Here is a 24,381-nt window from a genome sequence, read left to right on the forward strand (position 1 = left end):
AGGCGTGGACGATGGGAACAGGGAGCGCCGTTGTGAAGCTGCTGTTGGTTGAGGATGATCCGCTGGTCGGTCCGGCGGTGAAAACCGTTCTTGAGCAGGCCGGTTACACCATCGTCGGTCCTCTGCGCGACGCCGTCAAAGCCGCGCGGGTCGCCGCGCGCGAAGCCCCCGATCTGGCCCTGGTCGACGTCAATCTGGCCGGTGGCGAGAATGGCGTGGCGCTGGCCCGCCGCCTGTGGGACGAGCATGGGATCCCCACACTGTTGATGACCGGCTTCGACCATCACGCCGAAGAGGCGCGCGCCTTCGCCGTCGGGCTGCTGCGCAAGCCGGTGATGCCCGACACGTTGATCGACGCGGTCGGCACCGTGGGCGAGATTCTGAGCGGCCTGCGCCCCTCCTCCGTCCCGGCGGCGCTGGAGCTGTTTTCCGGCCCCATCGCGGCGATGACCGCGCCGCCCAAACTGCGGGCCTGAACCGCAAGGCTTGCATGCGAAGAAACAGTGACGGCGTGGCGCCGCCCGGCTTTTATGCTGCGCGCCATGCCGAACACGCCGCCCCCCGCCATCACGCCCTCGCCCGCTTCCGCCGCCCCTGACGGTTTGCCGGTTCCCCAACGCTATTGGGCGGTGGCGACGATGACCGTCGCGCTGGTGATGGCGGTGCTCGACGGCATGGTCGCCAACATCGCCTTGCCCACCATCCAGCGCGAATTCGCGGTGGAGGCGGCGCAAGCCATCTGGGTGGTCAACGCCTATCAGATGGCGGTGACTCTCTCTTTGTTTCCGCTGGCCTCGCTGGGGGATATTTTCGGCTATCGCCGGGTCTATTGGGGCGGGTTGGCGCTGTTCACCCTGGCGTCGCTGGCCTGCGCGTTGTCCGACACGTTGCCGCTGCTGACCGTCGCGCGGGTGGTCCAGGGCGTCGGCGGGGCGGGAATCATGAGCGTCAACATGGCGCTGGTCCGCTATATTTACCCCAGCGCCAGCCTGGGGCGCGGCGTCGGCTACAACGCTATGATCGTCGCGGTGACGACGGTGGCGGGGCCTAGCCTCGCGGCGGCGATTTTGTCGGTCGCCTCCTGGCCCTGGCTGTTCGCCGTCAACGTGCCGTTGGGGCTGGCGGCGTTGGTGGTGGCGGCGAAAACGCTGCCGCGCTCGCCCAAATCCGGCCATCGCTTCGACGCGCTGAGCGCTGGATTGAACGCGCTGATGCTGGGGCTGGTGATCTTGAGCGTGCGGGGGTTGGACGGCGCGGATCCGGTCTTGCTGGTCCTTCTGGAATTTCTGGGCGCGCTGCTGGTTGGCGTCGTGCTGGTCCGGCGCGAGTTGTCGCGCGAGGCGCCGCTGTTTCCGGTCGATCTGCTGCGCCGCCCGATCTTCGCGCTCAGCGTGGCGACGTCGCTCTGCTCCTTCGCGGCGCAGAACATCGCCTTCGTCACCATGCCCTTTTACTTTGAAGACGTCTTGGGGCGGTCGCTGACCGAATCCGGCCTGTTGATGACGCCCTGGCCGGTCGCCGTCGCCATCATCGCGCCGATTTCCGGCTGGCTCGCCGACCGTTACGAACCCAGCCTGTTGAGCGGGCTGGGCATGGCCCTGTTCGCCGCCGGGCTGGGCGCGCTGGTGTTGCTGCCGACCGATCCATCCGCTTTTGACATCGCGTGGCGCATGGGGCTGGCCGGGTTTGGGTTCGGCCTGTTCCAGACGCCCAACAACAAGGTTCTGGTCAGCAGCGCGCCCAAGGAGCGCAGCGGCGGGGCCAGCGGCATCCAGGCGACGGCGCGGTTGCTTGGCCAGACTCTCGGCGCGGCGACCGTGGGGGTGATGTTCACCCTGTTCGGCAAAGCGACCGGGGCGACCACGGTCCTGACGCTGGCCGCCGGGCTGTGCGCGTTCGGCAGCGTCACCGGCAGTCTGCGCCGACGGCTCAGGGACACGGGGATCCGGCCTCGATAATTTGCCCCCGATGATCGTGAAACGTCTATGCCGCGTCGGCGTGGCCCGCGCCCTTCACCGACAGCGACAAGCCGAGCGCCTTGATGACCGCCAAAGCGGTTGCAAAGGACGGGTTGCCGTTGTTGCTGAGAGAGCGGTAAAGGCTTTCCCGCGATAGCCCGGCAGCCCGCGCCACATCGCCCATGCCTTTAGCCCTGGCGATGTCGCCAAGGACGGCGGCGATCACGCGCGGGTCGCCATCCTCAAACGCCGCGTCGAGGTAGTCGGCGATCGCCTCCGGCGTGGTCAGTCGTTCCGACGGATCCCACAGCTTGGTTTCCTTTGCCACGGTCAATACTCCTCGGACAGTTTCTGGGCCGTCTTGATGTCACGGGGCTGCGTTCGTTTGTCGCCACCGCACAACACGATCACGTCGCCGCGCTCCACAAAATACACCCGATAGCCAGGGCCATAGTCGATCCGCAGCTCACCGATTCCATCAAAGAACTTGGCGTCACCAGCGTTGCCCAGTGAAAGGCGGTGCAACCGGACGTCAATTCGGTTCTGAGCGCGCGCGTCGCGAAGGTTGGCGAACCAAGCGTCGTATTCAGGGGTGGTGCGGATCGCCTTCATGATGAGATTGTAGCGCATGGGCTACAAATGGGGAAGTAAGGCTATTCCCGCTCATGCCGCAAAAACGACCGCCATCCAATCCCTGCGCTTGGCGTCAGCCGCGTTTCAGCAGAAACACGCCCTGTTCGCCCATCAGATTGGCGAAACCCGAATGGGTGCGGCTGGTCACGGATCCGGCGCGGTTCAGGATGCGCGTCTGTTCAATCTGGATTCCCATTTCTTCGGTCAGCACGACGAAATCGCGCAGCGTGCAGAAATGGATGTTGGGGGTTTCCCACCATTGGTAGCCCAGTTTTTCCGTCACCGGCATCCGCCCGGTCAGCAGCAGTTGCAGGCGAATCCGCCAATAGCCGAAATTCGGCACCGACACGATGGCCCGCCGCCCGATCCGGCACATCAGATCCAGCACCCCGCGCGGGTCGCGCATGGCCTGCAAGGTCTGGCCGAGGATGACGTAATCGAACGCCTCGGCGGGGTAATCCTTCAGATCGGTTTCGGCGTCGCCCTGGATCACCGACAGCCCATGGGCCACGCATTGGCGGACGCCGTCCATGCTCAGCTCGATGCCGCGCCCATCGACGTTTTTGGCGTGGGCGAGGTAATCGAGCAGCGCGCCGTCGCCGCAACCGACGTCCAGAACGCGGCTGTTCGGCTCCACCATTTCGGCGATCAGCTTGAGGTCGTCGCGAATGTCCATGAGGGGGCGCCTTTGTCGGTCAGCGGGCGCGGCGGCGGACGGTCAGGCCGCGATGCTCGGCGCAGCCCTCCAGAAAGCCGTGAATGACCTGGTGAAACTCGGGTTCGTCGAGCAGGAAGGCGTCATGGCCCTTGTCGGTTTCGATTTCCACGAAGCTGACGTTGGCCGCCACCGCGTTCAGGGCATGGACGATGGCGCGCGATTCGGAGGTCGGGAACAGCCAGTCGCTGGAAAAACTCGCCAAACAGAACCGCACCGGAGTCGTCTTGCCGCCAGGCCGGAAGGCGTTGGCCAACGAGCCGCCCGCGTCCGCCGCCAGATCGAAATAATCCATCGCGCGGGTGATGTAGAGGTAGCTGTTGGCGTCAAACCGCTCGACGAACGCCGCCCCCTGGTAGCGCAGATAGCTTTCCACCTGGAAATCGGCGTCAAAGCCGTAGGTCACGGCCTTGCGGTCCTGCAAATTCCGCCCGAATTTGCGGTGCAGGGCGGTTTCCGACAGGTAGGTGATGTGCGCGGCCATGCGCGCCACCGCCAAACCGCGTTCGGGCCGCGTGCCTTCCAGCAGATAGGCGCCGTTGCGCCAATCGGGGTCGGCCATGATGGCCTGACGCCCGACCTCGTGAAAGGCGATGTTCTGCGCCGAATGGCGGGCCGCCGTGGCGATGGGGATGGCGGCGAACACCGATTCGGGGTAGGCGACCGCCCATTGCAGCACCTGCATCCCGCCCATCGAGCCGCCGATGACGCAAAAGAGTTTCTCAATTCCCAGATGTTCGACCAGAAGTTTCTGGGCGCGCACCATGTCGCCGATGGTGATGACGGGGAAGGACAAGCCATAGGGTTGGCCGGTCTCCGGGTTGACGTCCTTCGGCCCGGAACTGCCCAGACAACCGCCGACGACGTTGGAGCAGATGATGAAATAGCGGTCGGTGTCCACCGGACGGCCCGGCCCGACCAGCATCTCCCACCAGCCGGGTTTCCCGGTGATCGGGTGCTTGTCCGCCACGAAATGATCGCCAGTCAGCGCGTGGCAGATGAAAATCGCGTTGGATTTGTCGGCGTTCAACGTCCCATAGGTCTGATAGGCCACCTCGAACGGCCCAAGCTCCGCCCCGCTGTCCAGACGCATCGGGACGTCGGCGCCCAAGGTCACGCGTTTTCCAGGCAGGGAACCCGCGTCGGCGGGCACGACGACGGAGGGCGGGGTCGCGGACATGGGCGGAATGACGTCAAGCCTCGGGACGGAATGCAGACGTTATAGCTACGAAGCCGGGGTTCGGGGTGTCAACGTTTTCTTTGATTTCGCGGCCCATGCGGACTACTACTTACCGGCTCTGAATCCGATGGTTTCCTGATCCCATGCCACCCGCCCGCACCCCGCTTGACGATTTGCGCCGCGAAATCGACCAGATCGACGACGCGATTCATGACTTGTTGATGCGCCGCGCGGCGGTGGTGGAGCGCATCGGCGCCGCCAAAGGCGCGCCCGGCCAGGCCGTCTATCTGCGCCCGGCGCGGGAGGCGACGATCCTGCGCCGCCTGATGGCGCGCCATTCCGGCGGCTTCCCCGCCCAGGTCGTCGTCCGCATGTGGCGGGAAATGATTACGGCCTTGACCCGCATCCAGGGGCCGTTCGCCGTCGCCGTCTACGCGCCGGAGGAAAAACGCGGCTTCTGGGACGTGGCGCGCGATCATTACGGCAGTTTCGTGCCGATGACCGCCGTGAACACCGCCGCCGCCGCGCTCCGCGCCGTGTCGGACGGCACCGCGACCGTCGGCGTGGTTCCCTATCCGGCTGAGGACGACAACGATCCCTGGTGGCGCTTCCTGGTCTCCGCCGACGCGAATCGTCCGCGCGTGGTCGCCCGGCTGCCCTTCGGTGGACGCGGCAACGCGCGCGGCGAAAACCGCGACGCGCTGGCCATCGCCGTCGCCGCGCATGAGCCGACCGGCGACGACCGCACGCTGTTGAGCATCGAAATCGGCGGCGACCTCAGCCGGGGTCGCCTGAAAGACATGCTGGAGGCCTGCGGCCTGCCGCCCGTCGCCTTCTGCACCTGGCACGCCTACGGCGCTTCGTCGGGCATGTCGGGGCCGTCGATCCATCTGGTGGAGATCGCCGATTTCGTCGATCACGCCGACCCCCGCCTGACCGCGCTGGTCGAGCGGTCCGGGGAAATTCCGGTGCGGGTCAACACGGTGGGCGGCTACGCGGTTCCCCTGAACCTTCCCTGATTTTTCCTCATCACCCCATCTACGCAACAAGGTTTGCACGCCATGACACAGCCGAACGGCCCGGCGCCACGCCCTGGGATTCTCGACATTGCTCCTTATGTCGGCGGCGAGCATCAGGGCCACATCCGGCTCGCGTCGAACGAGGGGGCGCTCGGCCCCAGCCCGCGCGCGGTGGAGGCCTATCAGGCGGCGGCGGCCACGCTGCACCGTTACCCGGACGGCGGGTCGGCGGCTCTGCGCGGCGCCATCGCCAAGCGCTTCAACCTGGACGCCGACCGCATCGTCTGCGGGGCTGGATCGGACGAGCTTATCAGCCTGCTGATTCGTTCCTACGCCGGGCCGGGGGACGAGGTGCTCTATTCGCAGCACGGCTTCCTGATGTACCCGATTGGCGCGAAATCGGTCGGCGCCACCCCGGTGGTCGCCCCGGAAGACGGCTTGACCGCCAGCGTCGATTCGCTGCTGGCCCACGTCACGCCGCGCACCCGGCTGGTGTTCCTGGCCAACCCGAACAACCCGACCGGCACCTATCTGCCCGCGTCGGAGGTGGCCCGCCTGCACGCCGGGTTGCCCGCCAACGCCATTCTGGTCATCGACGCGGCTTACGCCGAATACATGAACCACGAGGATTACACCGCCGGTGAAGAGCTGGTGGAGCGATTCCCGAACGTGGTGATGACCCGGACCTTCTCGAAGATTTTCGCGCTTGGCTCGCTGCGCATCGGCTGGGCCTACGCCCCGGCGGGGATCGCCGACGTGCTGAACCGGGTGCGCGGCCCGTTCAACGTCTCGACCGCCGCCCATGTCGCGGGCGTCGCCGCGCTTGAGGACGCCGAGTTCCTGGAGCGCTCGCGCAGCCACAACGCGACCTGGCGCGAGTGGTTCGCCTCAGAGGTTCGGGCGTTGGGTCTGACCATCCACCCCAGCGTGACCAACTTCATCCTGATCGACTTCAAGGGCCAGACGCCCGGCAAGGACGACGCGGAAGCCGCCCGCCAGTTCCTGAAGACCGCCGGCATCCTGGTCCGCCAGATGCCCGCCTACGGCCTGCCGAGCTGCCTGCGCGTCACCATCGGCACGGAAGCGGAAATGCGCGCCGTGGTGGACACGCTGAAAGCCTTCCTGGCCGCTTGATCGACGCGCTGCTCCCCGGCCTGCTGTTGGCGGGCTGGGGAACGCATCCAAGCCTCACCGAAACGGCGGCGCGTAGAGCAAGCCGCCGCGCGACCAGGGCCGGTTGAGGCCGCGTTCCATGCCATAGGGCTGGCCCAGATTGCGGTCGAAGATCTCGCCGTAATTGCCGACCTGGGCCAACACCTGCAAGGCCCAATCCTCCGACAAGCCCAGCGTCCGACTCACCCCGCCGCCATGGCCGAGCATTCGATCAAGCTCCGGATCGTCGGGCAGACGTCCGGCCTGGACGTCGGCGGCGGTCACGTTCTTGGCGTCGGCCAGAATCATCGCGTGCAGCACCCAGCGGGCGATGTCGTACCATTGCCGGTCGCCGCTCGCGACGTAGGGCGTCAACGGCTCGCGCGAAATCACGTCGGGGTAGATGTAAACGCCCATTCCAGCCTTGCGGTATCCCGCCAGCGACGTCACCAAAACCGTTCGATCGGTGGTCAACAACCCGCATTCATGGGCGAGAAAGGCTTGCAACGCCTCATCGAAGGTCTTGAAGATGCGCATGGTCCAGGGTCGGTCGGCTTGCCGGATGTGGTCTTCCAAGTTGCGCACGGTGGTGGTCGGTGATTTCACGCAGACCGTTTGCGGCCCCAGACGGTCCAAGGGCGGCGGCGTTCCGTCGTTGAGAATGGCGAAGCCCTGGCCGTCATAGAGCAGGGGCAACAGAAATTCGACGTCGAAAGACACGTCCCGCGTGAAGGTCCAGGTGGTGGTGGTCAGCGCGACGTCCACCTCACGCTTTTCGACCGGCTCGAACTCCTGCGGTTTGTCGGGCAGCCGGATGACGCGGATCGCCTGCGCGTTGCCCAGCGTCGCCGCCGCGTAGGCCCGGCAGACATCGACCAGAAAACCATCCAGATGGCCCTGCGGATCGGTGAAGGAAATGCCGCTGACGCCGCTGCGCAGACCGCAAACCATCACGCCCCGGCTGCGGATGCGCTCCAAAGTCTCGCCATCGGCGGCGCGCGCCTGCCCGGCGATCCCGCCGCCAATCACAGCCAACGCCACGGCGGCGATCAGCCGCCGCGCCCAAATCCCTACCGCCATCCCGCCTCTGCGCCCAGTCCGCCCACGCCCACGCCCACGCCGCGCCTCCCGTTGGTGGACAGCCGGTCAGGCCGCCTGTTGGGCGCGCAACGTGCTGAGCAGACTATGCAGCGATCCGGCCTCTTCAGCCAGCGTGTTCGCGGTTTGGGTCAGGGTTCCGGCGATGTCGCCCGCGCGCACGGCCTGGGCGCTGACCCCCTCGATGATCGTGGCGACCTCGCCAGAGGTGGAAGCGATCTCGCCCACTCGGTTCAGAATGTCGGAGGAGGATTCATTCTGCCGCGCCACCGCGTCGCCGATCAAATCCTGCACCGTGCTGATCCGCTCCACCGAGCTGGAGATCCGGGCGAAGGTGCCGACGGTGTTCTGAATGCTGCCGTTGATGGCCCCGACCGAGCTGGCGATCTGCACGGTGGCGTTGGCGGTTTCCTCCGCCAGCTTCTTGACCTCCGCCGCCACCACGGCGAAGCCGCGCCCGGCGCTGCCCGCCGCCGCCGCCTCGATGGTGGCGTTCAGGGCCAACAGCTTGGTTTGATGGGCGATGGTGGTGATGACGTCGACGATCCTGCGGATCTGGTCGGTGTTCTCGCCCAACTGCTCCACCACGCCACGGGCGGCGGTCAACTCGTCGATGGTGGCGCCGACCACGTCGGCGGCCTCATGCGCCAGACCCGACACCGTGCCGATGGTGTCCATCAGGGCGACGGCGCTGCCGTTGCAGGTGGCGGCGCTGCGGTTGCTTTCGGCGACGAAGCTGCCGGCGCTGACCGTGCTGTCGATGGTGCTGGCCGATTGCTGACGCAGAGCGTCGGCGACGGTGCGGAGCTGACTGGATTGGCTGGCGACGCCCGACGCCACCTGATGCACGTCCTCGATCAACTGGCGGGCCAGCGCGGCGGAACGGACCTGTTCGGTCACGTCGGTCCAGGACAGGGTTTTGCCGATGACGTTGCCCTGGTCGTCGCACACCGTGTCAACATGGGCTTCGACCGAAGTGTCGCCGACCCGCAGGGACCGGCGCAGGCTGGGCGGGGCCGCCGGGTCGGTGCATTGCCGGGTGAACTCCCCCCCTTGCGCCAGCAAATCGGGCGAGGCCGTATCGATGCCGTGATCGGCGCAAAAGGTCTGCGCAGCCGGGTTGATGAAACCAACGCTGCCGTCAAGCCGCAGCAGCGCCGTCGGCACCGGGCTGGAGTCAACCATGCGCTTCATCAACAGAACCTGTTCGACGCTGCCGCGCAGACGCCGCAGGGCCGCGCCCATCACCGCCAGTTCGTCACGACCGGTGCGGGGAATTTCGATGGACAGGTCGCCCGCCGCGATTTGTTCCATGGCGCGGGCGAATTTGCGCAGATTGGCGAAGACGGCGATCCGCAGCAGCGCCGCCGCCGCGACCGAGACGGCCAAGGCGAACAGCGCCACCATTTTGATCGCTTCGTTGCGCAGATGCTCGGTGTTGGCGAGAAATTCGCCAATGTCGCGGGAAATTTCGGCGGTCGCCCAAGGCAAGCCGCCATCGCCGCCGATGGCGACGCTGGTGGTCGAGATCTCGCCCTCTTCCGCCGCCTTGCCGCCTTTGGATTCAAACATCACCGCGCCGCTGGCGTCCTTGAAGCGAATGTCGGCGTTCAAGACCGCGCCCAGCGTGCTGAGCGCGGGCAGGGGATCCGTCACCACCTCCATGAAGCCCAAAACGCGGAACCCGCCAATCGGCACAATCATGCTGAACAAGGGTTGCCCTTTGTCGTTCCGCCACAACAGGGCGGCGGGGCGGCGCTTGTCAGCCAACTCCCGCGACTTCAAGGCTTCGTACAAGCTGGGAACGCTGGCGACGCTGTCTTGCGGAGTTCCCCCGGTTTCCGCCACCCGCTTCATGTCGGCGTCGAAGACGCCGACTGAAATCAGCTTGACCTCGCGGTCCACCACCACCGGGCGGGCGGAGATGTTCTTCAACGCCAAGGTCGCCTTCGCGTATTCCTTCTGGTTGACGCTGTCCACCAGGAAGCCGTCGCGGCTCCATTCGTTGGCGTGGCCTTGCAGCCATTCGGTGTAGTTCTTCCGGATGCGGTCGTTGACCAGCACGCTGAGGGTCGCGGCGCTGCTGCTGTTGAAGGTGGCCACCGCGAAATCGCTGTAGCGTTGCGACACCCACGCTTGGCTGCCGAACAGCGCGGCGACCAGAACGCCGACCACCGACACCATCGCCCGCCGCAAGGTCCAGAAGCGGAACCGCGCCCCGGATTCATCCACCTTCGCCAACGCCATCATGTCCGACCCCCTTGCCGCCATCAGACGGGCTGTTGGATTGCAACACGAACATCATCGCTTCAGTCTTTGAACAATTTAGGCGTCAAATGTGAATGGAATGTGACTTTTCATCTATAGATCAGGAAATCGTCATCGCTATTAAATGATTAACCAAGATGCAAGCGCGAAATCCAAGAAGAGTCGCCACTCGACGAAGTGCAAAACTGCCGACAACCAAACAACCCATGGTTCAGTTTTGTCTCTGGATTGTGCAATTGCACAAAAATCCGCACAAAAAATATGCCACGGAGGTCAGTGGGGATGAAGCCCCACGACATCCGTGGCAGTCTGCCGAGCGCGAGGCCGCCGCGAGAAACGCTTGCGACGGGGGAGTTGGCCCGGGGTTCAAAACTCAAAAAAATCAAGCGCTCTGCGTCACGTCCCCCGCGAACAGATAGCCCGTGCCATGCACTGTGATGATGAGGCGCGGATCGGCCGGATTCGGTTCGATCAGGCGGCGCAGGCGACGAACCAGGCTGTCAATGGTGCGGTCGGTCGCGTCGGTCTTGCGCCGCGTCGTCGCCGTCAACAGATAGTCGCGGTTCATCACCCGACCGGCGTTGCAGACGAAGGTGGACAGCAACTCGAACTCGGCCCCGGTCAAGCGCACGGGCTGCTCTTGCGGATCGGTCAGGCGCATGCGGTCGAGGTAGAGCGTCCAACCGGAAAAGCAGCGGCGGCGGTCGTCGCGCGGGCTGCCGGGCGCCTTCAGACGCCGCAGCAGGTTCCGCACGCGGGCCAGAATCTCGCGCGGTTCAAAGGGCTTGGAGATGTAATCGTCGGCCCCCATCTCCAGCCCGATGATGCGGTCCAGCTTTTCCCCCCGGCTGGACACCAGGATGATGCCGATCTCCGACACCGCGCGCAGTTCGCGGGTCAGAGTCAGTCCATCCTGGCGCGGCAACCGAATGTCCAGCAGCACCAGATCGATGGTTTCGCTGGCCAGCAGGAGCTTCAACTCCTCCGCGCTTTTGGCGAGACGGACGGTGAACCCCTCGTCCATCAGATAGGATTTCAGGGTTTCACGCGTCACCGCGTCGTCGTCGGTGATGGCAATGGTCGCCGCCATGGCCGCTCGCTCCTCTCGCCTCGCGCGCCCGCCGTCCTCAATGCTCCAGGATCTGGCCGAGGAACTGGCGGGTCCGCTCGCTTTTCGGGTTTTCAAAGAACTGGGCCGGGGATCCGCTTTCGATGATCGTGCCCTCGGCCATGAAGATGATAGAGTCGGCGACCGAACGGGCGAAACCCATTTCGTGCGTGACGCAGACCATGGTCATGCCCTCGTCCGCCAGCTCGATCATGACGTCCAGCACCTCCTTGACCATTTCCGGGTCAAGGGCGGAGGTCGGCTCGTCGAACAGCATGATTTCCGGGCGCATGCACAGCGCGCGGGCGATGGCGACGCGCTGTTGCTGGCCGCCCGACAATTGGCCGGGGAACTTGTGCGCCTGATCGGGGATGCGGACGCGGCGCAGATACATCATGGCGATCTCTTCGATCTCCGACTTCGCCATGCCGCGCACCCAGATCGGGGCCAGCGTCAGATTCTGCAACACGGTCAGATGCGGGAACAGGTTGAAGTTCTGAAACACCATGCCAACCTGCTTGCGGACCTTTTCGACCGACTTCACATCGTCGGTCAGCTCGGTGCCGTTGACGATGATGTGGCCGGTCTGGTGCGCCTCAAGCCGGTTGACGCAGCGGATCATGGTCGATTTTCCCGACCCGGACGGGCCGCAGACGACGACCTTCTCGCCCTTTTTGATGGTCAGGCTGACGTCGCGCAGGGCGTGGTAGCTGTTGTACCACTTGCCGACCTTGCGGAGTTCGATGACGGCGTTCTCGGACATGTGACAAGTCTCCACAAAGACGGCGGGTCAGCGGCGGTTGTAACGGTTGGCCATGCGCTCCAGCCATTGGCTGTAGCGGGACATGCTGAAGCAGAAGATCCAGAACATCAGCCCGGCGAAGACATAGACCTCGGCGAAGAAGGGGCGCCATTCCGGGTCGGTCGTCGCCACCGTCGCGGCGGTCAGCAGGTCGTACAGGCCGACGATGGTGACGAGCGAGGTGTCCTTGAAGCAGGAGATGAACTGATTGACGATGGGCGGGATCACCATGCGCAGGGCCTGCGGCAGGATGATGAGCACGGTCTTTTGCCAATAGCTCAGGCTCAGCGCGTCGGCGGCCTCATACTGGCCCTTGGGGATCGCTTGCAGGCCGCCGCGCACGGCTTCGGCCAGATAGGCGGCGGTGAACAGGGTCAGACCGGCCAGCGCCCGCAGCAGCTTGTCGATGGTGACGCCTTCCGGGAGGAACAGCGGGAACATGACCGAGGCCATGAACAGCACGCTGACCAGCGGCACGCCGCGCATCAACTCGATGAAGCCAACGCACAGCGACCGGATGGCGGGCAGGGAGGATTGACGGCCCAGCGCCAGCAGGATCGACAGCGGGAAGGCCAGGGTGATCGAGAAGACCGACAGCATCAGCGTGATCGGCAACCCGCCCCATTTGTCGTTGGCGACATGGGTCAGCCCCAGAACGCCACCCCACATCAGAACGCCCATGGCCACCAGAACCAGCGCCCAGGCCCCGGCCAACCAGGGCCGCCAGAAGGCGCGGACGCCGCTGACGCCCAGCATCGCCACGAACAGGGCGCAGGCCAGGAAGGGCCGCCATTGCTCCTCATACGGGTAGGTGCCGAAGAAGATCAGACGGTGCTTGACCGCGATGATCGACCAGCAGGCCCCGGCGGCGGCGCGGCATTCGTCGGAGGTGCCCAGCCAAACGGCGTTCAGCAGCACCCAATTGACCACCGGCGGCACGGCGAACCACAGAATGGCGAAACAAACCAGCGTCAGAACGGTGTTGGCGCGGGTGTTGAACAGGTTGTTCTTGGCCCAGCCGAACGGCTTCAGCGCCGTCATGCCGCCGGGAAGCGTGGCGACCGAGGCCTGGGACGGCTCTTCTTCAAAAGAGGCGGCCAGGGCGGCGGCGCTTTGCGGGATGCTGTCCTTGCTCATCGCGTCACCAGTGCCACTTTGCGGTTGTACCAGTTCATGAAGCCGGCGATGCACAGGCTGATGACCAGATAGACGACCATCATCATCGCGACCGCTTCCACCACCTGACCCGTCTGGTTGGCCGAGGTGTTGGTGACGCTGACCAGATCGGGATAACCGATGGCGACGGCCAGCGAGCTGTTCTTGGTCAGGTTCAGATATTGGCTGGTCAGCGGCGGCACGATCACCCGCAACGCCTGCGGCAGGATGACCAGACGCAGGATGTGGGCGGGGCTAAGCCCCAGCGCCAACCCGGCTTCGGTCTGGCCATGCGGCACGGCGAGAATGCCGGAGCGGACGATTTCGGCGATGAATCCGGCGGTGTAGACCGACAGGCCGATCAACAGCGCGGTGAATTCCGGGGAAACCGACGCCCCGCCCTCGAAATTGAACCCGGCCAGCACCGGAACGTCAAAGGCGAAGGGCGCGCCGCTGGCGACGAACACGGCCACCGGCGGCAGAATCACCGACGCCAAGGCGGCGGGCAGGGTGGGGAAGGGCTTGCCCGTGGCCTCCCGGTGCTTGCGGCCATGGCGAACGACCAGGATCGCGCCAATGATCCCAAGAATCAGCGCCAGAAAGGCCCAGCCATGCCCGGCATGCTCGACGAAGGTCGGGTATTTCAGGCCACGGTTGCTCAGGAAAACGTGCGGCACGACCTCCAACGCCTCGCGCGGGCTGGGCAGCCGGTTCATGATGGTGTACCAGACCACCAATTGCAGCAGCAGCGGCACGTTGCGCACCGTCTCGACGAAGACGGCGGCGAAACGCCCGACCATCCAGTTCGACGACAGCCGCGCCACGCCGATGGCGACGCCGAGGATCGAGGCGAAAATCACGGCGACCGCCGACACGGTCAACGTGTTCAGCAGGCCGACGACCATGGCCTTCAGATAGGTGTCGGACGCGGCGTAGGTCAGCAGGCTTTCGCCGATTTCAAACCCGGCCTCGCGGTTCAGAAAGCCAAAGCCGGTGGCCACGCCGCGTTTGGACAGGTTCGTCAGGGTGTTGGAAACCAGATACCAGCCGACCGCCAGCGTTCCAGACACAAACAGCGCCTGATACAGCCAGCCCCGCACGCGCGCGGAGTTCAGCGCTTGAACAAGTTTTGACATCTCACGCTCCGTACGGGGGAGAGGAAACGGCGGGAGCGGTCTGTTCCAGAGCGTCCACGCCGCGACGCCCCCTCCCTAACCCTCCCCCGCTCTGCGGGAGAGGGGATCGACGCCGACCTTGGCGCGTCCTCCCTCTCCCGCAAAGCGGGGGAGGGCCGGGGAGGGGGAACGCGCCCGTTACTTCAACGGCGGGGCGTACATCAGGCCGCCTTCGGTGTGGAGCGCGTTCTGGCCGCGCGGCATCTTCAGCTTGGAACCGGCGCCGACGTTGCGCTCATAGCTCTGGCCGTAATTGCCGACCTGCTTGACGATGGCGTAGGCCCAATTCTCTTCGACGCCCAGCGCCTTGCCGTTGCCAGCCGTCACGCCCAGCAGACGCTTGACGTCGGGATCGGGGGAGGTCATCGACGCGTCGACGTTCTCCGAGGTGATGCCCTTTTCCTCGGCCTGGACCATGGCGTAGAAGGCCCAGGTCACGAGGTTGGTCCATTCCTCGTCGCCCTGGCGCAGGGCCGGGGACAGCGGCTCTTTCGAGATCAGCTCGGGCAGGATCAGGAAATCGTTGGGGTTCTGCGTCTCGGCGGCGCGGATCGCGGCCAACTGCGAGGCGTCGGAGGTCAAGGCGTCGCAACGACCGGAGAAGAAGGCCTTGTGCAGCTCTTCGTTCTTTTCGATGACGACCGGCTTGAAGTTCATCTTGTTGGCGCGGAAGAAGTCGGCGACGTTCTGTTCGGTCGTGGTGCCGGGCAGAACGCAGACGGTGGCGCCGTTCAACTGCTTTGCGCTCTTCAGCCCCAGCTTGGCCGAGACCATGAAGCCCTGGCCGTCGTAATAGTTGGTCGGGGCGAAGTTCAGGCCGTTGGCGGTGTCGCGCGACAGGGTGCGGGTGGTGTTGCGCGCCAACAGGTCGATTTCACCCGATTGCAGGGCGGGCAGGCGCTGCTGCGCCGACAGCGGGGTGTATTTGACCTTTTCAGAGTCGCCGAACATGGCGGCGGCGACGGCGCGGCAGACATCGACGTCCAGGCCGGTCCACTTGCCCTTGTCATCCGGCGCGGAGAAGCCGTACAGGCCAAGGTTGACGCCGCACTGGACGTAGCCCTTCGCCTTCACGCCGTCAAAGGTGGCGCCCGCCTGCGCGGGGCCGGACAGCGCGAGGGGAAGAGTCACAACAGCCGCGAGAGCCGCCGCCTGGAGTTTGCTTGTCACCGGATGTCTCCTTGCCTGAAACCCGCCCCGCCGGACCGGCGTGGGAGCCGATCCGGGGACGACGCGAACGATCCGACCGCCGAACCGTTCGAGGAAGACATTCGGTTGATCCGTTGAACAAATTAGCCCGCGAATGTGAACAGGATGTGGAGCGTTGTGCACGGGTTGCGGTCAACGCCCCTCACACCCTTGCAACGTCGCGCGACCGCCGCTTCAGCCCCAAACCATCACTGGGCGGGTTGCGGAGCGGGGGGTGGCGCCTGGGTTTGCTGCGAGACCGGGGCAGGTTCGGCGGGCGGGCGGATCGACAGCGGCGTGCCGACCTCGCCCGGATACACCGCCAGCAGACGCACGGTTTTGTCGGTCGCGTTCTGGCCGTAATGCCAGTTCCACGCCTCGATGAAGGCTTCCCCCTGCTTGGCGACGCGGACGGTTCCGTTGTCGATGTGCAGGGTCAAATCGCCTTCCAGCATGTAGACGATCAGCGGAATTTGATGGCGATGCTTGGGAATGATGACGCCGGGCGGCACTTCGGTGATGCGCACGGTGACGAGCGGCGTTCCCTTGGGGTAGACGATCGGAACGCCGTCGCCGTGGGTGGAGGATTCCAGCAGCAGGGTCGAGGTGGCCGTCAGCCCGCCTTGCGCCACCTGCGCGCCCTGGTGTCCATCATGATGATCGTCGTCATGCCCGGTTTCGTGCGCCCGCGCCCCGGCGCCGACCATCAGGAAGGCGACGACGGCGATTCCGCCCAGCAGGCGGGCGACGCCGACAGGCTTCATAATGTTACGAGACTGAACGGTTAAAGTTTTCGCAAAAAGCACAACCGCCTCCACAAAAATCCAGGTGACATACAATCGCATAAGTAGTTGCAAAATGCGACAGCGCGATTCCGCACAGCAGCAAAGTGTTGTGAATCATCCGAATGATCTATAGTGCAGACCGCCAACGATTGGATCGCGACGCCCATGTTCGACAGTTTTCTTCTTGCCTTCACCGCCCTGTTTTCGATCGTCAACCCGATCGCCATGGCGTTGATTTTCAGCCAAGTCACCGTGGGGCGCAGCCCGCGTGAACGCGCACGGCTGGCCAGCCTGGTCAGCCTGTATTCGGCGCTAGTCATGCTGACCGCCTTGTGGGCGGGCGCCTATGTGCTGAATTTCTTTGGCATTTCCCTGGCGGCGCTGCGAATCGCCGGCGGCTTCGTCGTCGCCGAACGGGCCTGGGTCTTGCTGTCCGCCCCCGAAGCGCACGAAGCCAAAAAACAGGAACAGGCCGCCCCGGCGGAAACCGCCGAGGAATCGGCCTTCTTCCCATTGACCATTCCGTTCACGACTGGGCCGGGGACCATTTCCGTCGCCATCGCGTTGGGGTCCACCCGCCCGGCGGACAGCGCGGCGCTTGGGTCGTTCTTTCTCGGCGTGTCAGCGGCGGCGCTGGCGATTTCCGCGCTGATCTGGCTGTCCTACCGCTCCGCCGACCGTCTGGTCGCGCTGCTGGGCCACACGCGGGCGCGGGTGCTGACCCGGCTGTTCGCCTTTTTGCTGTTCTGCGTCGGCGTGCAAATCCTGCTGAACGGCGTCACCGACGCGTTGGCGCCGATGCTGGCTGGGCGGAAATAGGGGGGAGCCGCCAAATGACTGCGCAGGAGCGCGCCGCTTGCCCCCTCCCCGACCCTCCCCCGCTTATGCGGGAGAGGGAGCTTGGAGTTTTGTCGGCATACGGCGGCAGTCCCCTCTCCCGCATAGCGGGGGAGGGTTAGGGAGGGGGCAAAACCTTGCCACACCCCTCAACCTCACGCCTTGGGCCGCAAATCCCGCACCCGTTTGGCCTTGCCGATGGAGCGGGCGACGCCGCCCTGTTCGACCAGTTCCACCGCCGTGCTGATGCCGACCCGCGATTTGATCGAGTGTTGCAGCATCTTGGCGTGGCGGTCCCACTCCGACGGGTGGGTGTCGGGGTTGACCTCCACCCGAACGGCGAGGCTGTCGAGATGGCCGTCGCGGCTGACCACCAGCTCGTAATGCGGGGCGAGCGCGGCGTCCTTGCAGATCAACTCCTCGATCTGGGTCGGGAAGACGTTGACGCCGCGAATGATGAGCATGTCGTCCGACCGCCCGGTGATCTTGTCCATCCGCCGCATCCCCCGCGCGGTGGGCGGCAGCAGGCGGGTCAAGTCGCGGGTGCGATAGCGGATGACCGGCATGCCCTGCTTGGTCAGGGTGGTGAAGACCAATTCGCCATAGGCGCCGTCGGGCAGAACCTCCCCGCTGTCGGGGTCGATGATCTCGGGGTAAAAATGATCCTCCCAGATGACCGGCCCGTCCTTGGTCTCCACGCATTCCGACGCCACGCCCGGCCCCATCACTTCGGACAGGCCATAAATGTCCACGGCGTGGATGTTGAAGGTCTTTTCGATCTCCCCGCGCATCGCCCCGGTCCAAGGCTCGGCCCCGAAAATGCCGACGCGCAGGCTGGTTTCGCGCGGGTTGATGCCCTGGCGGACCATCTCCTCGGCGATGTTCAGAATGTAGGACGGCGTGACCATGATGATGGTCGGCTTAAAGTCCATAATCAGTTGGACCTGCTTTTCCGTCTGCCCGCCCGACATCGGGATGACGGTGCAGCCCAGCCGTTCCGCCCCGTAATGGGCGCCCAGGCCGCCGGTGAACAGGCCATAGCCATAGGCGATGTGCACGCGGTCGCCGCGCGTGCCGCCCGCCGCGCGGATGGAGCGGGCGACCACCTCCGCCCACACGTCGATGTCATGCTTGGTGTAGCCGACGACGGTCGGCCGCCCGGTGGTGCCGCTGGAGGCGTGGACGCGGACGATGTCCTCCATCGGCGCGGCGAACATGCCGAACGGGTAGTTCTGGCGCAGATCGTCCTTCACCGTGAAGGGGAACAGCGCCAGATCCTTCAGTTCCTTGAAATCATCGGGATGGACGCCCTTCGCCTCGCATTTGGCGCGGAAGGCGGCGACGTTGTCGTAGCTGTGGCGCAGCGACCAGGCCAGCCGCTCGGTCTGCATCGCCGCGATCGCGTCGCGGCTGGCGGTCTCGTAATGGTCGAGGGCGGCGGCGCTGGCGCCAGGGCTGGCAGTCTTGGTGCTCATGGTGCGTTTCTCCCGTTTTTCCTGGAGTCCGGCGCTTTTTTGGCCGGTTGGGACGGTGGCGTGGGCGGGGATTAGACCCGCTCAAGGATCATGGCGATGCCCTGGCCGACGCCGATGCACATGGTGCAGAGCGCGCGGGCGGCCTTGCGGTCTTCCAACTCCATCACGGCGGTGGCGACCAGACGGGCGCCGCTGGCCCCCAACGGGTGGCCCAGCGCGATGGCGCCGCCGTTCGGGTTCACATGGTCGGCGTCATCAGGCAGCCCCAATTCGCGCAGCACCGCCAACCCTTGCGCCGCGAACGCCTCGTTCAGTTCGATCACGTCCATGTCGGCGATGGTCAGGCCAAGCCGGGCCAACAGCTTTTGCGAGGCCGGGGCCGGGCCGATGCCCATGATGCGCGGCGGCACCCCCGCCACGCCCGTGCCGACGATGCGGGCGCGCGGCGTCAGGCCATAGCGGCGCACCGCGTCCGCCGACGCCACGATCACCGCCGCCGCGCCGTCGTTGACGCCCGAAGCGTTGCCCGCCGTGACGCTGCCGCCCTCCTTGCGGAAGGGCGTGCCGAGCTTGGCCAGCGCCTCCAGCGTCGTGTCGGGGCGCAGATGCTCGTCTTCCGCCACGATCACCGGCTCGCCCTTGCGGCGGGGGATCGACACCGGAACGATCTCGCGGGCGAAGCGCCCGGCGGCTTGCGCGCGGGCGGCGCGCTGCTGGCTGCGCAGCGCGAAGGAATCCTGGTCGGCGCGGCTGATCCGATACTCGGCGGCGACGTTCTCGGCGGTTTCCGGCATGCTGTCGATGCCGAATTGCGCCTTCATCAACGGGTTGACGAAGCGCCAGCCGATGGTGGTGTCGAAAATGTCGGCGGAGCGGGAAAAGGCGCTGTCGGCCTTGCCCATGACGAAGGGCGCGCGGGTCATGCTTTCCACGCCGCCGGCGATCATCAACTCTGCCTCGCCCGCCTTGATGGCGCGGGCGGCCATGCCGATGCTGTCCATCCCCGACCCGCACAGCCGGTTGACGGTGGTTCCCGGCACGACGTCGGGCAGACCGGCCAACAGAACCGCCATGCGGGCGACGTTGCGGTTGTCCTCCCCCGCCTGGTTGGCGCAGCCGAGGATGACGTCGTCCACCGCCGCCCAATCGACGCCGGGGTTGCGCGCCATCAGCGCCTTCAACGGCACGGCGGCCAGATCGTCGGGGCGCACCGGAGCCAGCCCGCCGCCGTAACGGCCAAAGGGGGTGCGGACGGCGTCGCAAAGAAAGGCTTCGGTCATGACACGCGGCTCCTGAAAGTCAAGCTGGGGGGGCGGGCGGCGTCGGTCAGCCGACGTCCACGACCCGCTGCCCCTTCAAACGGGCGGATTGGCCACGGAACAGGCCGACGATCACACCATTCTGATTGGTGACGACGGTGTCGTACACGCCCGACCGGCCGCCCTGATGGACCACCCGGCATTCCGCCGTCAGCACGTCGCCCAGACGGGCGGGGGCGGGGAAGCTGATGGAGCAGCCCGCCGCCACCGTCGCATGGTTGTCGGCGTTGCAGGCGTAGGCGAAGGCGGTGTCGGCCAGCGTGAAGGTCATGCCGCCATGGCCGATGTCGTGGCCGTTCACCATGTCCTTGCGCACGGTCATCGTCATCCGGGAAAAGCCCGGCGCGATGGCGACAAGCTCGATGCCGTGGGATTGGGCGCAGAAATCGCGCTCGTACATGCCGCGCCCGACCGCTTCGGCGATCTCTTGCGGGGGCATGCCGGACGGAGGCAGGGTCTCAGCCATGGAAACGGGTTCCTTCCCAGATTTTGCGGCGCAACAGGGCCGAGGCGCGGTAACGGTCCTCGCCATAGGTCCGGGCCAGCGCGTCGAGCGCGCCCAGAACGCGGCTCAGACCGATCCGTTCGGCCCAGGCCAGCGGCCCCAGCGGGTAATTCACGCCCTTGGTCATCGCGGTGTCGACGTCGGCGGCGCTGGCGACGCCCTGCGCCACCGCGTCCGCCGCCTCGTTCGCCAGCATGGCGACGGTGCGCAAAACCGCCATGCCGGGCAGATCGTCCAGCACGGTCACGGCCTTGCCCAGCGCGGCGAACAGCCCGGCGGCGGCGGCGAGCGCGTCATCGGGAACGCCGTTGGCCCTGGCGACGGCCACGCGGGTCGCCGTCGCGTAATCCAGCGCCAGATCGAACAGGACCAGCGGTTTCAGACCGTCTTCCGCCGCGCGCTGTCCGGCGCTGCGCCCATCGGTCAACGCCACGGTCACGCCATCGACGATCAGCAGCCCGCCGCCCGGCTCCTCCTCCACGCTTACCCCGGCGGCGCGCAGCAGGGCGGGCAGGGCGGCGGCGGGGCCGAGATCGCCCTGGACCACCACCCGCGACGGGCGCGGCCCGGCGGTCCGGCTGGCGATGGCCGGGCGGTCGGCGCCGGGGCTGTAATCGTAGAAACCGCGCCCGCTCTTGCGGCCCAGACGCCCGGCGTCCACCAGTTCTTGCTGAATCAGCGAGGGCTGGAAACGCGGGTCGCCGAAATAAGCGGCGTGGACGGAGCGGGTGACGGCGAAATTCACGTCATGGCCGATCAGATCCATCAACTCGAACGGCCCCATGCGGAAACCGCCGGATTCGCGCAGGATGGCGTCGATGCTGGCGGGATCGCCCGCCTGTTCCTGCAACAGCCGCAGCCCTTCGGCGTAGAAGGGGCGGGCCACCCGGTTGACGATGAAGCCGGGGGTCGAGCGGCAACGCACCGGGCTTTTGCCCCAGGCCCGCGCCGTGTCGAACAGCGTGGCGGCGATGGCCGGATCGGTCGCGAGACCGCTGACGATCTCCACCAAGGCCATCAGCGGCGCGGGGTTGAAGAAATGCAGCCCGGCCAACCGTTCGGGCCGCTTCACCCCCGCCGCGATGGCGGTGACGGAGAGGGAGGAGGTGTTGGTGGTCAAAATGGCGTCGGGACCGACGACGCCCTCCAGTTCGGCGAACAGGCGGCGCTTGACGTCGAGATCCTCGACGATCGCCTCGATCACCAACCCGGCGGGGGCAAGGTCGGACAGGCCGTCCACGGCGGTCAGCCGGGCAAGCGTCGCGTCGCGCTCCGCCGCCGTCCGTTTGCCCTTGTCGACCAGCCCGTTCAGCGTCTTGGCGATGGCGGCGACGGCGGACGCCGCCGCGCCGGGGCGGGAATCGACCAGCAGCACCGGATGACCGGCCTGCGCCGCGACCTGGGCGATGCCCTGACCCATGGCGCCGCTGCCGACGACGCCGACGATGGTGGAGGGGGGAAGGGGCCGCATCGTCACCGTCCCTGGAACTGCGGCGCGCGTTTGCCGACGAAGGCGGCGACGCCCTCGCGGTAATCCTCCGTGCGCCCGGCCTCGCGCTGGAGATCGCGCTCCAGATCAAGCTGCGCGTCCAGATCGTTGGTGGAAGAGGCGTTGAGCGCCTGCTTGATGAAGCCCAACCCCTTGGTCGGCTGCGTCGCCAGATGGCGGGCCAGCGCCAGCGCCTCCCCGGCCAGCTTGTCGTCGTCCACCGCCTTCCAGATCATGCCCCAGGCTTCGGCCTGCTCCGCCGACAGCTTGTCGCCCAGCATCGCCAAACCCATGGCGCGGGCGTGGCCGACCAGACGCGGCAGGGTCCAGGTGCCGCCGGAATCGGGCAGCAGCCCGATTTTGCAGAAGGCCTGAATGAAACTGGCCGAGCGCGCCGCCAGCACGATGTCGCAGGCCAGCGCCAGATTGGCCCCGGCCCCCGCCGCCACGCCGTTGACGGCGCAGATCACCGGCATCGGCAGGGCGCGCAGGCTGCGGACCAGCGGGTTGTAGTTGGTCTCGATGGACACGCCCAGATCCGGCCCCTGCGTTCCCGGCGCCACCGCCCGGTCGGACAGATCTTGCCCAGCGCAGAAACCGCGCCCGGCCCCGGTCAGCAGGACGCAGCGCACCGTCTTGTCGTCCTGCGCCTCGGCCAGCGCCTCGCGCAATTCGGCGTGCATGGCGGCGGTGAAGCTGTTCAGCCGGTCGGGCCGGTTCAGCGTGATCGTGGCCACGCCGTCGGCGATGGTCAGAAGGATGGTTTTTTCGCTGGTCATGGCAACGTCGCTCATTGGGCGGCCTCCGAAACGGCGGGAGCGGGAACGCGGCTCTGCACGACGCGGAAGCGGTTGGCGACGAAGGCCAGATCGCACAGCGCGGCGTTGGCCGCCGGGTTGGCCCCGGTGCCGTGGAAATCGCTGAAGGCCGCCGATTGGTTGACGAAGACGCCGCCGGTCAGATTGACCGACAGGGCGACGCCCGCCTCGACGAACGCGTCGCTGGCCTGTTCGATCACCGCCGGATCGCTGGAATAGAGACCGGCGGTCAAGGCGCCCTTGGTCCGGGTCAGACGGGCGGCGCGCTCCAGGCTGTCGGCGGTGGAGTCGGTTTTCACGATGATGGCGATGGGGCCGAACAGCTCCTCGCCGTATGTGTCCTCCTCGCTGGCGTCCATGGTCAGGATCAACGGGGTGCGGACCTGCGCGTCGGGGAATTTCGGGTGGGCGATGGCGCGCGACGGCAACACCACCGTGCCCAGCGTCGCCGCGTGGTCGATGCGGGCCAGCGTGGCGGGCGATTGGATGGCCCCCAGCACCTCCACCGCGCGTTCGGGATCGGACAGGAACTTGTCCACGCCGCCAGCCAGCGCGGCGGCCACCTGATCGAAGCTCATCCGCTCGGCCCCGGCCTGGATGCCGTCCTTGGGCACGAAAAAGACCTGTGTGGTCGTGCACATCTGGCCGGAATAGAGGCTGAGGGTGAAGGCGAGGTTGCGCACCATCCCCTTGGGGTCATCGGTGCTGTCGATGGTGACGGTGTTGACGCCCGCCTTTTCGGTGTAGACCTGGGCGTGACGGGCGTTCTGTTCCAGCCAATCGCCGAAGCCGGTGGAACCGGTGTAGTCGATCACCGCCACCTCGGGCCGCAGGGCCAGATCCTTGGCGATGGCGTCGCCGACGGCCAGAGTCACGAGGTTCGGGTCAAGCCCGGCCTCGACCAGAACCTCGCGGGCGATTTTCACGGTGATGGCCAGCGGCAGGATCGCCGTCGGCCCCGGCTTGACGATCACCGCGTTGCCGGTGACGAGGCTGGCGAACAGGCCGGGATAGCCGTTCCAGGTCGGGAAGGTGGCGCAGCCGATCACCAGCCCGACGCCGCGCCCGACCACCTCGAACCGCTTGTCCATCACCAGCGGCGGGTTCTTGCCCTGCGGCTTTTCCCAGCGCGCCGTCGGGGCCTGATCGGTCATCGCCTTCCAGCCATAGGCGACGGCCTCCAGCCCGCGATCCTGCGCGTGCGGGCCGCCCGCCTGGAAGGCCATCATGAAGGCCTGCCCGGTGGTGTGCATGACCGCGTTGGCGATTTCAAAGCTGCGCGCGTTCAACCGCTTCAGGATTTCCAGACACACCCCCGCCCGGCCATCGGGACCGGCCTTGCGCCAACCCGGCATCGCCGCCTTGGCCGCCGCCAGCAGCGCGTCGATGTCCGACACCGGGTAGGTGACGCCCAACGCGAAGCCGAAGGGCGACCGCTCGCCCCCCGCCGTTCCGGTCACGCCCGGCTGATCCAGCGGAAAGGGCTGGTCGCGGTAGGCCGCCAACGCCGCCTCGCCATCCGCCGCCGCCGTTTCGCCATAGGCGCGCGGGCTGGGCATTTCCGGGTAGGCCGACCAATAGGCGCGGCTGCGGCAGGCGTCCACCGCCTTGCGCAGCGTGGCTTCGTGGGTGGCGAACAGGCTCTGCGGGGTCGTGGTCATGCGGGCGTTTCCCATTTTGCTTGGTTGTCGTTGGGCGGGCG

At 66.4% G+C, this 24,381-nt stretch carries 23 protein-coding genes; 5 read left to right on the forward strand and 18 right to left on the reverse strand.

All coding sequences use genetic code 11. The features are described from left to right. Positions 1-32: 32 nt before the first annotated feature. Positions 33-476 carry a response regulator gene (locus tag ACODS4_RS02570; RefSeq protein ID WP_488860419.1) on the forward strand — a complete coding sequence of 148 codons (444 nt, stop codon included), beginning with the start codon at positions 33-35 and terminating at the stop codon, positions 474-476. A gap of 66 nt (positions 477-542) precedes the next feature. Further along, entirely contained in the window at positions 543-1,958 is a 1,416-nt protein-coding gene (locus ACODS4_RS02575) for an MFS transporter (protein WP_488860421.1), read from the forward strand. Between the two features lie 25 nt (positions 1,959-1,983). Here ACODS4_RS02575 and ACODS4_RS02580 read toward each other — a convergent pair whose 3' ends face one another. The 4 genes from ACODS4_RS02580 to metX form a co-directional block, all read right to left on the reverse strand. Further along, positions 1,984-2,286, reverse strand: a complete 303-nt coding sequence (locus tag ACODS4_RS02580) for an addiction module antidote protein (RefSeq protein WP_488860422.1) — start codon at positions 2,284-2,286, stop codon at positions 1,984-1,986. 2 nt (positions 2,287-2,288) lie between these two features. Next, complete coding sequence (locus ACODS4_RS02585; RefSeq protein ID WP_488860424.1) at positions 2,289-2,588, reverse strand: type II toxin-antitoxin system RelE/ParE family toxin; 300 nt, start codon at positions 2,586-2,588, stop codon at positions 2,289-2,291. Positions 2,589-2,664: 76 nt separating this feature from the next. Beyond that, positions 2,665-3,267, reverse strand: a complete 603-nt coding sequence (gene metW / locus ACODS4_RS02590) for a methionine biosynthesis protein MetW (protein WP_488860425.1) — start codon at positions 3,265-3,267, stop codon at positions 2,665-2,667. Between the two features lie 19 nt (positions 3,268-3,286). Beyond that, entirely contained in the window at positions 3,287-4,486 is a 1,200-nt protein-coding gene (metX, locus tag ACODS4_RS02595; RefSeq protein WP_488860426.1) for a homoserine O-acetyltransferase MetX, read from the reverse strand. A 143-nt stretch (positions 4,487-4,629) separates the two neighbouring features. Here metX and ACODS4_RS02600 point away from each other — a divergent pair, with 143 nt between their 5' ends. Both ACODS4_RS02600 and hisC read left to right on the forward strand, forming a co-directional pair. Beyond that, positions 4,630-5,505: a chorismate mutase gene (locus ACODS4_RS02600; protein ID WP_488860427.1), complete on the forward strand. Its 876-nt coding sequence runs from the start codon at positions 4,630-4,632 to the stop codon at positions 5,503-5,505. A gap of 42 nt (positions 5,506-5,547) precedes the next feature. Then, positions 5,548-6,639, forward strand: coding sequence for a histidinol-phosphate transaminase (gene hisC, locus ACODS4_RS02605; protein ID WP_488860429.1), 1,092 nt, complete (start codon positions 5,548-5,550; stop codon positions 6,637-6,639). 54 nt (positions 6,640-6,693) lie between these two features. Here the strand turns inward: hisC and ACODS4_RS02610 are convergent, their stop codons facing one another. The 8 genes from ACODS4_RS02610 to ACODS4_RS02645 all read right to left on the reverse strand — a co-directional run bounded on the left by ACODS4_RS02610 (position 6,694) and on the right by ACODS4_RS02645 (position 16,215). Beyond that, a complete protein-coding gene (locus ACODS4_RS02610) occupies positions 6,694-7,737 on the reverse strand; it encodes a type 2 periplasmic-binding domain-containing protein (protein WP_488860431.1) in 1,044 nt (347 codons plus the stop codon). Positions 7,738-7,803: 66 nt separating this feature from the next. Continuing rightward, on the reverse strand, positions 7,804-10,005 hold the full coding sequence (locus tag ACODS4_RS02615; protein WP_488860433.1) for a methyl-accepting chemotaxis protein: 2,202 nt from the start codon (positions 10,003-10,005) through the stop codon (positions 7,804-7,806). Between the two features lie 400 nt (positions 10,006-10,405). After that, on the reverse strand, positions 10,406-11,113 hold the full coding sequence (locus tag ACODS4_RS02620; RefSeq protein ID WP_488860435.1) for a response regulator: 708 nt from the start codon (positions 11,111-11,113) through the stop codon (positions 10,406-10,408). A 37-nt stretch (positions 11,114-11,150) separates the two neighbouring features. After that, positions 11,151-11,894 carry an amino acid ABC transporter ATP-binding protein gene (locus ACODS4_RS02625; RefSeq protein ID WP_488860437.1) on the reverse strand — a complete coding sequence of 248 codons (744 nt, stop codon included), beginning with the start codon at positions 11,892-11,894 and terminating at the stop codon, positions 11,151-11,153. A gap of 27 nt (positions 11,895-11,921) precedes the next feature. Then, on the reverse strand, positions 11,922-13,070 hold the full coding sequence (locus tag ACODS4_RS02630; protein WP_488860439.1) for an amino acid ABC transporter permease: 1,149 nt from the start codon (positions 13,068-13,070) through the stop codon (positions 11,922-11,924). Continuing rightward, the gene (locus tag ACODS4_RS02635) at positions 13,067-14,224 is read right to left on the reverse strand and encodes an amino acid ABC transporter permease (RefSeq protein WP_488860441.1); all 1,158 of its coding nucleotides are present in this window, start codon (positions 14,222-14,224) and stop codon (positions 13,067-13,069) included. Before ACODS4_RS02635 ends, ACODS4_RS02630 begins: the two co-directional genes overlap by 4 nt. A 177-nt stretch (positions 14,225-14,401) precedes the next feature. Further along, complete coding sequence (locus ACODS4_RS02640) at positions 14,402-15,433, reverse strand: amino acid ABC transporter substrate-binding protein (RefSeq protein WP_488860443.1); 1,032 nt, start codon at positions 15,431-15,433, stop codon at positions 14,402-14,404. A 227-nt stretch (positions 15,434-15,660) separates the two neighbouring features. Continuing rightward, the gene (locus ACODS4_RS02645) at positions 15,661-16,215 is read right to left on the reverse strand and encodes a cupin domain-containing protein (protein ID WP_488860445.1); all 555 of its coding nucleotides are present in this window, start codon (positions 16,213-16,215) and stop codon (positions 15,661-15,663) included. A gap of 186 nt (positions 16,216-16,401) precedes the next feature. Here ACODS4_RS02645 and ACODS4_RS02650 point away from each other — a divergent pair, with 186 nt between their 5' ends. Then, positions 16,402-17,055: a MarC family protein gene (locus ACODS4_RS02650; protein WP_488860447.1), complete on the forward strand. Its 654-nt coding sequence runs from the start codon at positions 16,402-16,404 to the stop codon at positions 17,053-17,055. A gap of 173 nt (positions 17,056-17,228) precedes the next feature. Here ACODS4_RS02650 and paaK read toward each other — a convergent pair whose 3' ends face one another. From paaK to paaN, 6 genes are all read right to left on the reverse strand, one after another. Then, positions 17,229-18,548 (reverse strand): phenylacetate--CoA ligase PaaK, encoded by a 1,320-nt coding sequence (paaK, locus tag ACODS4_RS02655; RefSeq protein ID WP_488860449.1) that lies wholly within the window; start codon positions 18,546-18,548, stop codon positions 17,229-17,231. Between the two features lie 71 nt (positions 18,549-18,619). Beyond that, positions 18,620-19,828, reverse strand: coding sequence for a 3-oxoadipyl-CoA thiolase (gene pcaF, locus ACODS4_RS02660; RefSeq protein ID WP_488860451.1), 1,209 nt, complete (start codon positions 19,826-19,828; stop codon positions 18,620-18,622). A gap of 46 nt (positions 19,829-19,874) precedes the next feature. Continuing rightward, positions 19,875-20,333, reverse strand: coding sequence for a hydroxyphenylacetyl-CoA thioesterase PaaI (paaI, locus tag ACODS4_RS02665; protein WP_488860453.1), 459 nt, complete (start codon positions 20,331-20,333; stop codon positions 19,875-19,877). Next, positions 20,326-21,843 carry a 3-hydroxyacyl-CoA dehydrogenase PaaH gene (gene paaH / locus ACODS4_RS02670; protein WP_488860455.1) on the reverse strand — a complete coding sequence of 506 codons (1,518 nt, stop codon included), beginning with the start codon at positions 21,841-21,843 and terminating at the stop codon, positions 20,326-20,328. Before paaH ends, paaI begins: the two co-directional genes overlap by 8 nt. Positions 21,844-21,845: 2 nt before the next feature. Further along, positions 21,846-22,640, reverse strand: a complete 795-nt coding sequence (gene paaG, locus ACODS4_RS02675) for a 2-(1,2-epoxy-1,2-dihydrophenyl)acetyl-CoA isomerase PaaG (protein WP_488860986.1) — start codon at positions 22,638-22,640, stop codon at positions 21,846-21,848. A gap of 11 nt (positions 22,641-22,651) precedes the next feature. Next, positions 22,652-24,340, reverse strand: a complete 1,689-nt coding sequence (gene paaN, locus ACODS4_RS02680) for a phenylacetic acid degradation protein PaaN (RefSeq protein WP_488860457.1) — start codon at positions 24,338-24,340, stop codon at positions 22,652-22,654. Positions 24,341-24,381: the final 41 nt, after the last annotated feature.

The sequence above is a fragment of the Azospirillum sp. FG154 genome (genome assembly GCF_057809575.1).

What these genes read in the sequence shown, in the direction of transcription:
- ACODS4_RS02575 (WP_488860421.1), top strand. Translation starts at nt 543, where the DNA reads ATGCCGAACACGCCGCCCCCCGCCATCACGCCCTCGCCCGCTTCCGCC.
- ACODS4_RS02585 (WP_488860424.1), bottom strand. Translation starts at nt 2,588, where the DNA reads ATGCGCTACAATCTCATCATGAAGGCGATCCGCACCACCCCTGAATAC.
- metW (WP_488860425.1), bottom strand. Translation starts at nt 3,267, where the DNA reads ATGGACATTCGCGACGACCTCAAGCTGATCGCCGAAATGGTGGAGCCG.
- metX (WP_488860426.1), bottom strand. Translation starts at nt 4,486, where the DNA reads ATGTCCGCGACCCCGCCCTCCGTCGTCGTGCCCGCCGACGCGGGTTCC.
- ACODS4_RS02600 (WP_488860427.1), top strand. Translation starts at nt 4,630, where the DNA reads ATGCCACCCGCCCGCACCCCGCTTGACGATTTGCGCCGCGAAATCGAC.
- hisC (WP_488860429.1), top strand. Translation starts at nt 5,548, where the DNA reads ATGACACAGCCGAACGGCCCGGCGCCACGCCCTGGGATTCTCGACATT.
- ACODS4_RS02610 (WP_488860431.1), bottom strand. Translation starts at nt 7,737, where the DNA reads ATGGCGGTAGGGATTTGGGCGCGGCGGCTGATCGCCGCCGTGGCGTTG.
- ACODS4_RS02615 (WP_488860433.1), bottom strand. Translation starts at nt 10,005, where the DNA reads ATGATGGCGTTGGCGAAGGTGGATGAATCCGGGGCGCGGTTCCGCTTC.
- ACODS4_RS02620 (WP_488860435.1), bottom strand. Translation starts at nt 11,113, where the DNA reads ATGGCGGCGACCATTGCCATCACCGACGACGACGCGGTGACGCGTGAA.
- ACODS4_RS02625 (WP_488860437.1), bottom strand. Translation starts at nt 11,894, where the DNA reads ATGTCCGAGAACGCCGTCATCGAACTCCGCAAGGTCGGCAAGTGGTAC.
- ACODS4_RS02630 (WP_488860439.1), bottom strand. Translation starts at nt 13,070, where the DNA reads ATGAGCAAGGACAGCATCCCGCAAAGCGCCGCCGCCCTGGCCGCCTCT.
- ACODS4_RS02635 (WP_488860441.1), bottom strand. Translation starts at nt 14,224, where the DNA reads ATGTCAAAACTTGTTCAAGCGCTGAACTCCGCGCGCGTGCGGGGCTGG.
- ACODS4_RS02645 (WP_488860445.1), bottom strand. Translation starts at nt 16,215, where the DNA reads ATGAAGCCTGTCGGCGTCGCCCGCCTGCTGGGCGGAATCGCCGTCGTC.
- ACODS4_RS02650 (WP_488860447.1), top strand. Translation starts at nt 16,402, where the DNA reads ATGTTCGACAGTTTTCTTCTTGCCTTCACCGCCCTGTTTTCGATCGTC.
- paaK (WP_488860449.1), bottom strand. Translation starts at nt 18,548, where the DNA reads ATGAGCACCAAGACTGCCAGCCCTGGCGCCAGCGCCGCCGCCCTCGAC.
- pcaF (WP_488860451.1), bottom strand. Translation starts at nt 19,828, where the DNA reads ATGACCGAAGCCTTTCTTTGCGACGCCGTCCGCACCCCCTTTGGCCGT.
- paaI (WP_488860453.1), bottom strand. Translation starts at nt 20,333, where the DNA reads ATGGCTGAGACCCTGCCTCCGTCCGGCATGCCCCCGCAAGAGATCGCC.
- paaH (WP_488860455.1), bottom strand. Translation starts at nt 21,843, where the DNA reads ATGCGGCCCCTTCCCCCCTCCACCATCGTCGGCGTCGTCGGCAGCGGC.
- paaG (WP_488860986.1), bottom strand. Translation starts at nt 22,640, where the DNA reads ATGACCAGCGAAAAAACCATCCTTCTGACCATCGCCGACGGCGTGGCC.
- paaN (WP_488860457.1), bottom strand. Translation starts at nt 24,340, where the DNA reads ATGACCACGACCCCGCAGAGCCTGTTCGCCACCCACGAAGCCACGCTG.